Here is a 9,911-nt window from a genome sequence, read left to right as displayed (position 1 = left end):
CCGGTCACGACGGCGTTGAACTTGGTCTTGATGGTCGTGCCGAGCGCGGTCACGGCCGAGATGATGACGACGGCGATCAGGGCCGCGATCAGGCCGTACTCGATGGCCGTGGCGCCGGATTCGTCCTGGGCAAAACGCGAGATGAACTTGGTCATTGGATAGTCCTTTTTCTTGAGCGAGCTAACAGTTGCACCATCAGGGTCTTCGGTTATGCCCGCTTGACCCCCTTACACGCTCACTCTGCCCCACACGGCTTAAGGACAAGTAAAGTGAACGGGTTTGACGCGAATATTCATAGTTACCATCGCGTTTACTATGCGGATAACCGGCAACGCCCCTTCAGTCTTTCTTGAGGATTCGGTGCGCACATACGCGTGCGCACCCCGCGCGCCCGTTGTGAAAAGTGGAAGGCTGATCGCCCCATGTTCCGTCGAATGGCCAAGACCCTGATGATCGCCGCCGCGGCAGTCTTCGGCGCCGCCCTCGCCACGCCCGCGCTGGCCCAGGACTCGCTGCGCGTCGATATCGACCAGACCGCCCGCATCCAGCTGCGCGCCCCGGCCGGCTCGGTGATCGTCGGCAATCCGCAGATCGCCGACATCACCGTGGTGGACGCCAACACCCTCTATGTGACCGGCAAGGGCTACGGCATCACCGAGATCGTGGCCGTCGACAGCATCGGCCGCACCCTGTTCCAGAGCCAGATCATCGTCAGCGCCGGCGACGAGGGCCGCGTGCGCGTGTGGCGCGGCGGTCAGGTGACCGAGATGGCCTGCGGCTCGACCTGCTCTCCGACGCAGCGCTCCACCGGCACGCCCTGATCCATGCTGAGGGCCATGCGACCCCGGAAGGCCCTGACCCGCTTTGCGGCCGAGCGACGCGGCTCGACCGCGGTCGAATTCGCCATGGTCGCCGCGCCCTTCTTCTTCATGATGTTCGCCGTGCTCGAGCTGGCCTTTGTCTTCGTGCTCGACTCGGTGCTCGAGAACGCGACCATCGAGACGGGCCGTCTGGTGCGCACCGGTCAGGCCAGCAGCCAAGGCTATACCGCCGGCCTGTTCAAGACCGCCATGTGCCAGCGCATGAGCATCTTCTCGGGTGACTGCATGGCCAAGGTCACGATCGACGTGCGCGAAATCCCGCAGTTCACCAATCCAAATCCGCCGGATCCGACGGCGGGGGGCACATTCAGCGAGGCGGGCCTCGGCTATGACAACGGCGACCCCGGCAGCCTGATGCTGGTCCGGGCCTGGTACCGCCACAGCCTGTTTACCCCCTTCCTGTCGCAGGGCCTGTCGCGGATGGGGGACGGCAAGGCGATCCTGACCGCGACCACCGCCTTCCGGAACGAGCCCTGGCAATGAGCGCGGGCGGGATCATGCGGCACCTGCGTCCCTGGCGGCGGCTGGGGTCTGACCGACGCGGCGTATCGGCAGTCGAGTTCGCCATGCTGGCGCCGGTCATGATCTTTTTCTACTTCGGCCTCGCGGAATTCTGTCAGGGCTATATGGCGCAGAAGCGGGCCAGCCACTCAGCCGCCATGGTCGCCGACCTGATCGCCCAGCGCGAGGGCGTGACCGGGGGCGAGATCGAAGACGTCTTCGAGATCGGCGAGCTGATCATGGCGCCCTTCTCGGCCTCGCCACTCAATATGCGGGTGTCCAGCGCGACCCGCATCAATGGCACCACGGTGCGCATCGACTGGAGCCGGGGCCACGGCATGACCGCGCGCGCGGTCGGCAGCACCATCACCGTGCCGAACGGCCTGATCGAGGTCGGCGAGAGCGTCGTCATGTCCGAGTCGACCTACGACTATGACTCCCCGGTCGACTATATGATGCCCGGCGTCACCCGGTTCTCGCACACCTTCTATCTGCGGCCGCGCACGGTCGAGAAGGTCGTGATCCTGCCCTAGGCCCCGGTCAGGGCGTGACGGATGGCCGAGATCTTGGCCAGCACCTCCGCCGCTTCTGCGGCCGGATCGCTGTCGGCGACAATCCCCGCTCCTGCCTGCGTCCGCCAGTGCCAGGCGCCCTCCTCAAGGGTGAAGGCCAGGGTGCGGATCAGGACCGACGCCGTCAGGCTGTCCGTGCCTTCACGCAGGACCAGCGACCCGCACCACGGCCCGCGCGGCGGCTCATGGGCGGCGATGACCTTCATCGCCTGATGCTTGGGCGCGCCCGTGATCGAGCCGGGCGGGAAGGTCGCCGCCAACAGATCCCCGGCGGTCGCGCCCTCCGCCAGCCGGCCGGACACGGTCGAGACCAGATGGTGCACATTGGCATAGGACTCGAGCGCGAACAGGGCATCCACCCGGACCGAGGCCGGCTCGCAGACCCGCGCCAGATCATTCCGCATCAGGTCGACGATCATCAGGTTTTCGGCCCGGTCCTTGGCCGATGATCGCAGGTCCGCGACCTCGCCGGCATCCTGACGGGGGTCGGCATGGCGGGGTCGGGTGCCCTTGATCGGCCGCGTCTCCACCTGTCGCGACCGCAGGGTCAGGAACAGTTCGGGAGAGTTCGACACCAGTGCCCGGCCTCCCTGTCGCCAGAAGGCGGCATAGGGCGCCGGACTGGCCGCCACCAGTCGGCGGAACACCTCAAGCGGATCCACATAGGCGCGCAGGCGGCCCCGCCAGCCCCGGGCGATGTTGGCCTGAAAGATCTCGCCTTGGCCGATGCGCTGGACCACGTCCGCCACGGCCGCGCGATAGGTCTCCTCGTCGGCTTCGGCCTCGAAGCCGACGGACAGCGGGCCGGTGACCTTCGGGGTCGTCCCGGCATCGGCCAGCCAGCCCTCGGCCCGGTCCAGCGCGCCATCGACGTCGGTCTCTGCCGTCCCATGGCCTATGGCCGTCAGCGTCTGCGTCTCCGGCTCGAACTCCAGCCAGGCGGGGTAGCGCGCGGCCATCAGGTCTGGCCATACGGTCGGGCGCGGCCCGGTCGCGAGCCGCGCGCCCCCGTCGTAGGACAGCAGCTGGATGGCGCCCTCCTCCCAGGCCGGATCTGCGAGCAGGGCCACCAGAGTTTCCGGGTCGTCGGTGAGCTCGCGGGTGGCGTCGGGCTCGGCCGTCATCAGCACCCGCCCGCCGTCGCCGCTGAACAGGATGAGCGCGCCCTCGCGACCCCCCACGGCGTCGATCAGGTCGCGCGGATCGCGCCAGGCCAGTCGCCGCTCGCCGCGGGCGGTGAAGGCGCGGATCATGCAGACAGGCGGGCGCCGATCCGGTCGCGCCGGTCGGCATCGACGCCCAGAGCCTGCGCCAGATAGGCGTCGACGGATCCGTGGCGCTCGCGAATGGCCTCAAAGGCTGCATCCAGAAAAGCCGGCTCGACCCCCAGAAAGGCCACCACGGCTCCGTGCGAGGCGGTCCGGCCCGTCATCGCCTTGAGGCGCTCGGCGACGAACCCGGCCTGCCCTTCCAGATCCACCGCCTGGTTGGTCAGCAGATAGTCGGCCATCACGTCATCGGCGGCGACGCCCAGCAGATGGTGGGTCAGGGCGGCCAGCAGCCCCGTCCGGTCCTTGCCCGCCGCGCAATGGATCAGCACGGGCCGATCGCTGTCGGCCAGGGCCTCGAAATAGCGGCCGAACACCTCGAGGTGGGACGGTTCAAACGGCAGGCGGCGATAGGTGTCGGTCATGAAGGCCCGGCCGGACTCCTCGGTCAGGTCGGCCGTCTTCAGGAAGGTGATATGGGGCGCCTCGCCGCCGTCATCGTGGTCGCTCTCGATGACCCGGGCAGCGAAGGCGGCCGGTCTGCGGCTGGGCTGGTCGCGCCGTTCGCTCGGCCGGCGGAGATCGACCACAACCCCCAGATCGAGCGCCCCCAGCGCCTCCAGATCCGCCTCGGTCGCCCGGGCCTGATGGGCGCTGCGATACAGGTTCCCCGGCCGGATGTGGCGGCCCGCCCCCCCGGCATAGTTGCCGAAGTCACGGAAATTATCGATCGCCTCGAAGCGCTTGATCCGGTCGGTCATGCCCCCTCTTACCGCAGGGACCGATCCGCGCCACCCCGACAGATCGTCCCGGATCTCAGCGGGGCGGGATCAGGGCCGACAGGGTGTCCAGATAGGCCATGAAGGCCTTGCGCCCCGCGTCGGTCAGTTGCGCCTCGGTCAGGGGCTTTCGGCCGGCGAAGCGTTTGGTAATCTCGACGAACCCGGCCTCCTCCAGCTTGCGCAGGTGGACCGAGAGATTGCCGTCGGTGGTCTTCAGCCGGGCCTTGAGGTCGCTGAAGTCGGCCATGCCCGCGCTGGACAGATAGGCCATAATGCCCAGCCGAACCCGACCGTGGATGACGTCGTCGATCTCATTGATGTCGAAGTCACCGGAGGGAAGATCGGCCATGCTCAGACGACCTCCCGGGGCTCCTGGCGCATCAGCGCCAGTCCGGGCAGCAAGGCGACGAACACCAGCAGGGCCGCAAACACCAGATAGCCGATCGGCGTATCCATAAAGACGCCCAGCAGGGCCGCGCCGGCATAGGCCGCAAAGGCGGTCAGCTTCATCCAGGTCTTGCGCGTCATGGTGCCCGCCACCGTCCAGGCCGAGCCATAGGCGGCGAATACGATGATCGGCATGGCCCGCATCAAGGTCCAGTCGCCGTTCGCAAGCCCCACGGCCAGGAAGGCGACCCAGGTGGCGAAGATGCCGAAGCCCACGGCCGACCAGGCGGCACCGACGGCCTGGTTGCTGGTCGAGCTGTAGCCCGGCTTGCCGCTGGCGCGGCGGATCAGCAAGGAGAGGGCGACGGCAAACACGAGCCCCGCCGCGACCCAGACCCACAGCTGGGCCCAGGGACTGACGTCCACCACCCCCGTCTGGATGGCCCACTGCGCCACACTGGCCAGGCCGAAGATCAGGGCCGCCGCCACCATGACGGGGCCGTTCAGCAACGGCGTGTGACGCCCCTCTTCGGCCAGGGTACGGATATAGGCGATGTCGTCCTGGGGGGACGCGGTGTCGTGATGGGGCATGGCCCTTTCCTCTCCTTGAGCGTCGGGGCCTGGCCCCGTCTGTGCTCCCTGAATGTCCCACTTACTTTGCAATGTAAAGTGCTTTTTTATGACCGAGACGGAACGGCACGCTAGGGCTGCATCATGCGCATGAATTTCCACTGTCTGGCCTATGAGGCGATCGAGGTCTGCAACGCCCTGACCCTCGACACCTTCCGCGCCTTCCTTGCTCCCGCACAGCCGAAGGCGGGCGGTCGGGCGCTCGAGATCGGGGCCGGCAATGCCGCCCTCGCCCTTTGCCTGGCGCGCCACTTCGACATGCAGGTCGAGGCGGTCGAGGTCGACATGGCGGTAGCCGCCCTGGCCCAGTCGCGCATCAATGCGGCCGGCCTCCAGGACCGGGTCACCCTCAGCCGCATGCAGTCCCCGACCTTGCTGGAGGACCTGCCCCCGCAGGATCTGATCCTGTCGATCGGGGCCACCGATCCCGTGGGCGAGGACCATCGCCATCCGGACGCGGCCTTTGGCCGGCTGGCCGACCACCTGGCCCCCGGTGGCCTGCTGGTGTGGGGGGACCTGTACTGGACGGCAGAACCGCCCGAGCCGCTGGCGCGGGTCATGGCCCTGACCAATGCCTGCACGCCGCTGGAGGACTGGACCGCCGCCGCCGGGGCCGCCGGGCTGGAGGTGCTGGAGATCCACGTGGCCGATGATGCGACATGGCAGGCCTATATCGAGACCATGGACCGCGCCGCGCGGGCGTGGATCGCAGCCCATCCCGACCGGATCGAGCGCCCGCACATCGAGGCGACCGCCGACCGGGTCCGGTCCTTCCTGACCTTCGCCCGGCCCTATACCGGCTTTGCGCTTCAGCTGATGCGTAAAGCTCCGGCCTAGCGGAACGGCGGCTCGTCAAAGGCGCGCAGCTTGCGCGAATGCAGGCGTTCGCCCTCCTCGCGCAGCAGGTCGACGGTCTGGATGCCGATCTGCAGGTGCTCCGAGATCGACCCTTCATAGAAGCGGTTGGCCTGTCCGGGCAGTTTGATCTCGCCGTGCAGCGGCTTGTCCGACACGCACAGCAGGGTCCCGTAGGGCACGCGGAAGCGATAGCCCTGGGCCGCGATGGTGGCCGATTCCATGTCGATGGCGACCGCCCGGCTCTGGTTGAAGCGCAGGGCCGAGCGGGTGTAGCGCAGCTCCCAGTTCCGGTCGTCGGTGGTCACCACCGTCCCGGTGCGCAGGCGCAGCTTGACCTGATCGCCGGGCATGCCGCTGACCGACTTGGTCGCATCATAGAGGGCGCGCTGCACCTCGGCGATCGAGGGGATGGGGATGTCCGGCGGCAGGACCGCGTCCAGCACATGGTCGTCTCGCAGATAGGCGTGGGCCAGCACATAGTCGCCGATCGACTGGCTGGCGCGCAGGCCCCCGCAGTGACCGATCATCAGCCAGACATGCGGTCGGGTGACAGCCAGGTGGTCGGTGATGGTCTTGGCGTTCGAGGGGCCCACGCCGATGTTGACCAGGGTGATGCCCTTCGCGCCCGGCGCCGTCAGGTGATAGGCGGGCATCTGGTGCTTCTTCCAGGCCGTGTCGCTGATCGCCTCTTCCGGATTGGGCGTATCGCGGGTGATCACCACCCCGCCCGCGCAGGACAACGTCTGGTACGGGCTGCCGGGACGTTTCAGTTCGCCGATGGCCCAGCTGACGAACTCGTCGACATAGCGGTTGTAGTTGGTGAACAGCACATAGGACTGGACGTCGTCGACCGGCGTGCCGGTGTAATGCCGCAGCCGCGCCAGCGAGAAGTCGGTCCTGAGTCCGTCGAAGTGCGACAGCGGGAAGTCCCCGGTCGTGTCGAACAGGCCGTCGGCGATCTCGTCGCCGATATGGGCCAGCTCGGTGGTCGGGAACCACCGCGCCAGGGTGGCCGTCATCGACCGGTCCAGCGCGACCTCGGCCCCGTCCAGCACATAGGGGAAGGGGATCTCCTGCCGCGACAGGCCGACCTCGAAGGTCGCGTCATATTCGTCGGCCAGCAGGGTCAGCTGTTCCCGCAGATAGTTGCGGAACAGGTCGGGTCGGGTGACGGTGGTCGTATAGGTGCCCTGCTTGGACAGGCGGGCATAGGCGCGGGGCTGGAGGTCCTGCGGGCGGTCGCCGTGCCACCGGATACGAAGCTCGGGATAGGCGAACAGGCCGTCGGCGCGGGCGGCCGGATCGGGTCGGGCGCCGTGGTCGACGAAGTCCCGCACCGCCTGGCGCAGGGTGTCGACCGATTTCGAATACAGGGTTTCAAGGCGGTCGAGGACCGCGTCGGGAGTCATATGTTCTGTCATGGCCTCCTCTAGCGGAACAGTATGACCTTGGCGAGACGCCTCAGGGCGCCTCCGCCTCGCGCGCCGCGGCACCGGCCACGCGTTCGATCAGGGCCGACGCCACCTCGTCCCCGGCATAGGTGTCGACCAGGGCCGCCTGATCGGCATCCAGCCCCTCACAGTCCAGCCGGGCAGTCGCCTCAGCGATCATGGCGGCGCGGTCCGCATCATAGGGTTCCTCGCCCGCCCAGTGATCACAGCCGACCCGACGGCCGGCCCAGGCCAGGATATCGGCCGGGGTTGTCCCGGCCGCCTGCAGAACGCGGTCGTTGACCTGCAGCCACTCGATGGCCAGCCGGTCGCCGTCGATGCGGAAGTCGATCCAGGCCTCGCCACCACTGGCGCAACAGTTGGCATCGTTCGCCTGCCACAGCGACGTTTCCGCCATCAAATAGGGCCAGCGGTAGGCGACCCCTTTCCAGACCTCGAGCCCGGTCGGCAGGCGCGCCGTCAGGTCATCCTTCCAGGAAGTGATGTCGATCTGGGTGAAGGGCCGGTCGGCCTCCGGCGTCCAGCGGAACAGGACATCGGCGTTCGCGCGGCCCGTTCCGTCATGATAGCCGGGCACGGCGACATACAGCTCGCCCTGTCCCTCGATGACCACCGGCGGCTCATGGACAATGGCCGTCTGGACCCAGGTCGCGGCTTTCAGCCGTCCGTCGGCTGTGGGGGTGTAGAGGATGACCGCCGCCCGCGGCATGTCCCATTCGCTCCCCATCCTCAGCTGCTGCCAGTACAGGGGATGCGCCGGCAGGCCGGCCTCCTCGTCGCCGGGCACGATGATCACGCCGGCGCCGTCGATGCGACAGACATCCGTCACGCCGTCCGGGCAGGTGCGCGCCAGACTGTCGAAGTCCGTCTCATAGCGCGCCAGCTGCCGGTCCCTCCAAGTCGCCACCTCCAGTTCGGTCACCCGCTGCGCCTCCATGGCCGGGCGTTCGGACGGGTCGGCCTCGTCCCACCACAGGCGCCACTCCCGGGCCTCATCGCGCGCATCGAACGGCAGGGGCGTGGTCGCGAGGTGCTCGGCCTCGGCGCGCTCGACCGCTTCCTGCGCGAGGACCGGGGTCGCCATCAGCAGGGTCAGGGCGATCACAGCGGCAAGGGGGCGTTTCATCTCGGGACCTCCGCAAAGCTTTGCGGCACTGTGCGCGCTCAGGCGGGGCGATCCAAGGTCCGGTGGAAAAAGTCAGAGACCTCGGCCAGCACCGGCGCCTTCTTGCGGAACAGGGGCGAGAAAGTCGCGATCAGATCGGCGTGGTTCAGCCCTTCATAGAAGCGGGCGGTACAGGGGCCGCCGACCTCCTCCATGCGCTCGCACAGGATCCGCGTGTCCTCGGCGTGGACCACGGTATCGTCGGTCCCGTGGCCCAGCCACAGCGGCGGCGCATCGGCCCGGGCAAAGGTGACCGGCTGGGTCAGGGTCGGGTCGGGCGCCCGCCCGAAGGCGTTGATCGAGGCCTTCACATCGAACGGCAGGAACTCATATGGCCCCGCCAGACCGGCGGCCGCCTTGATCAGGCCCGGGCGGTCCACCGCGGCCATATAGCGCCGGTCGAGTGTGATCATCATGGCCAGATGGGCGCCCGCCGAATGGCCCAGAACGCCCAGTCGCCCGGCATCGCCGCCATGGGGCCGGACCAGTTCGGCCGCGCGGGCCGTGGCCTGGGCCGCATCCTCGACGAAGCCCGGGAAATGCACCTCGGGAACCAGCCGGTAGTCCGGCAGGGCCACCACAAAGCCCTTCGCCGCCAGCGCCTGGGCCGCCCAGCCGTAGACGTCGCGGGAGCCGGAATCCCAGCCCCCGCCATAGAAGAAGACCAGCGTCGGCACCGGCGACGCCGGCGTGGCCCCGGTCGGCGCATAGAGGTCCATCTTCTGCCGAGGGTCGTCGCCATAGGGCTGGTCGCGGGCGACGCGCCTTGCCCCGGAATCGCGCGGTCCCAGACTGTTCAGCAGGCCCAGCGGAGAACAGGCGGCCGCCAGCCCGCCCAGCAGGCTCGCCAGGGTGGCGCGACGGGACATGGAATAACTCGGGCTCGGCAACATCGGGACCCTAGATACGCGCGACGGCACGGTTTGGCTGCCCCTAGCGGCCTCATTCAGACATGAGGCCGCGCCAAAGCGCCTCTCGCCGGGTGGGCAGAGGAGGTGGAGAGGCGGGCGGCGCATGGGCCGGGGGCCCGGAACCGTGTGCGCCCTGCTTTCGCGTTACGGGCGCTCAATGAATTTTCGGCACCTGACCTGTGCGCCGCCCCGGTCGGTTCACGCGAGCGGTCTGAAGCTCCGGTCTCTTCCGCCGGGACCGGGGGCGCCGACGAACTTGCGCACCCCGGCTCGTTTGACCCGGTTCGACCTCTTCCAGACATCTCGGCCCGCGACGGGCGGGGCGTCCAGAAACACCCCGGACCCCGGCGTTTACACCCGGCAATCCCGCTCGACCGGCCCCCGCCGCCGCTTCAGTGCCTGGGTCCCGAGGCGCCTCTCCTGCGACGGAGACGGGGAGAGGTTGGCACGGTCCCGGGCTGAGGCGAGGAAGTCGGGTCGGGAAGCGGTGGGGGTGTTGAAAGGG

Annotated in this window: 12 protein-coding genes; 4 read left to right on the top strand and 8 right to left on the bottom strand. The window is 68.4% G+C overall.

Translation table 11 applies throughout. The annotated features are described in order from the left end of the window. Positions 1 to 155 (bottom strand): Flp family type IVb pilin (locus J7346_RS14630; protein WP_209120710.1); only part of this gene is annotated, 155 nt, incomplete at its 3' end. Between the two features lie 267 nt (positions 156 to 422). Here J7346_RS14630 and J7346_RS14625 point away from each other — a divergent pair. From J7346_RS14625 to J7346_RS14615, 3 genes are read left to right on the top strand one after another with little or no spacing between them, the layout of a single operon-like run. After that, positions 423 to 821, top strand: coding sequence for a pilus assembly protein N-terminal domain-containing protein (locus tag J7346_RS14625; protein ID WP_226637792.1), 399 nt, complete (start codon positions 423 to 425; stop codon positions 819 to 821). A gap of 15 nt (positions 822 to 836) precedes the next feature. Beyond that, positions 837 to 1,364, top strand: a complete 528-nt coding sequence (locus J7346_RS14620) for a TadE/TadG family type IV pilus assembly protein (protein WP_245157916.1) — start codon at positions 837 to 839, stop codon at positions 1,362 to 1,364. Further along, entirely contained in the window at positions 1,361 to 1,915 is a 555-nt protein-coding gene (locus tag J7346_RS14615) for a TadE/TadG family type IV pilus assembly protein (protein ID WP_209120706.1), read from the top strand. Before J7346_RS14620 ends, J7346_RS14615 begins: the two co-directional genes overlap by 4 nt. On the opposite strand, the gene J7346_RS14610 is transcribed toward J7346_RS14615, so the two are convergent. The 4 genes from J7346_RS14610 to J7346_RS14595 are packed head-to-tail and all read right to left on the bottom strand — an operon-like array spanning position 1,912 to position 4,982. Further along, the gene (locus J7346_RS14610) at positions 1,912 to 3,207 is read right to left on the bottom strand and encodes an anthranilate synthase component I family protein (RefSeq protein WP_245157915.1); all 1,296 of its coding nucleotides are present in this window, start codon (positions 3,205 to 3,207) and stop codon (positions 1,912 to 1,914) included. The genes J7346_RS14615 and J7346_RS14610 overlap by 4 nt on opposite strands. Beyond that, positions 3,204 to 3,983, bottom strand: coding sequence for a tyrosine-protein phosphatase (locus J7346_RS14605; RefSeq protein ID WP_209120705.1), 780 nt, complete (start codon positions 3,981 to 3,983; stop codon positions 3,204 to 3,206). Before J7346_RS14605 ends, J7346_RS14610 begins: the two co-directional genes overlap by 4 nt. Positions 3,984 to 4,038: 55 nt before the next feature. Then, positions 4,039 to 4,353, bottom strand: coding sequence for a transcriptional regulator (locus J7346_RS14600; protein WP_209120704.1), 315 nt, complete (start codon positions 4,351 to 4,353; stop codon positions 4,039 to 4,041). Between the two features lie 2 nt (positions 4,354 to 4,355). Continuing rightward, positions 4,356 to 4,982, bottom strand: a complete 627-nt coding sequence (locus tag J7346_RS14595) for a hypothetical protein (protein ID WP_209120703.1) — start codon at positions 4,980 to 4,982, stop codon at positions 4,356 to 4,358. 123 nt (positions 4,983 to 5,105) lie between these two features. Here J7346_RS14595 and J7346_RS14590 point away from each other — a divergent pair, with 123 nt between their 5' ends. After that, positions 5,106 to 5,858, top strand: a complete 753-nt coding sequence (locus tag J7346_RS14590) for a class I SAM-dependent methyltransferase (protein ID WP_209120702.1) — start codon at positions 5,106 to 5,108, stop codon at positions 5,856 to 5,858. Here the strand turns inward: J7346_RS14590 and J7346_RS14585 are convergent. The 3 genes from J7346_RS14585 to J7346_RS14575 are packed head-to-tail and all read right to left on the bottom strand — an operon-like array spanning position 5,855 to position 9,364. After that, positions 5,855 to 7,300: an AMP nucleosidase gene (locus tag J7346_RS14585; protein WP_209120701.1), complete on the bottom strand. Its 1,446-nt coding sequence runs from the start codon at positions 7,298 to 7,300 to the stop codon at positions 5,855 to 5,857. The genes J7346_RS14590 and J7346_RS14585 overlap by 4 nt on opposite strands. Before the next feature lie 40 nt (positions 7,301 to 7,340). Beyond that, entirely contained in the window at positions 7,341 to 8,456 is a 1,116-nt protein-coding gene (locus tag J7346_RS14580; RefSeq protein ID WP_209120700.1) for a hypothetical protein, read from the bottom strand. A gap of 38 nt (positions 8,457 to 8,494) precedes the next feature. Continuing rightward, positions 8,495 to 9,364, bottom strand: coding sequence for an alpha/beta hydrolase (locus J7346_RS14575; RefSeq protein ID WP_209120699.1), 870 nt, complete (start codon positions 9,362 to 9,364; stop codon positions 8,495 to 8,497). Positions 9,365 to 9,911: the final 547 nt, after the last annotated feature.

The sequence above is a fragment of the Brevundimonas sp. A19_0 genome (assembly GCF_017744255.1).
GTDB lineage: Bacteria > Pseudomonadota > Alphaproteobacteria > Caulobacterales > Caulobacteraceae > Brevundimonas.
Note: the sequence above shows the minus strand (reverse complement) of the source record. Positions and strands in the feature narration are given on the sequence as shown.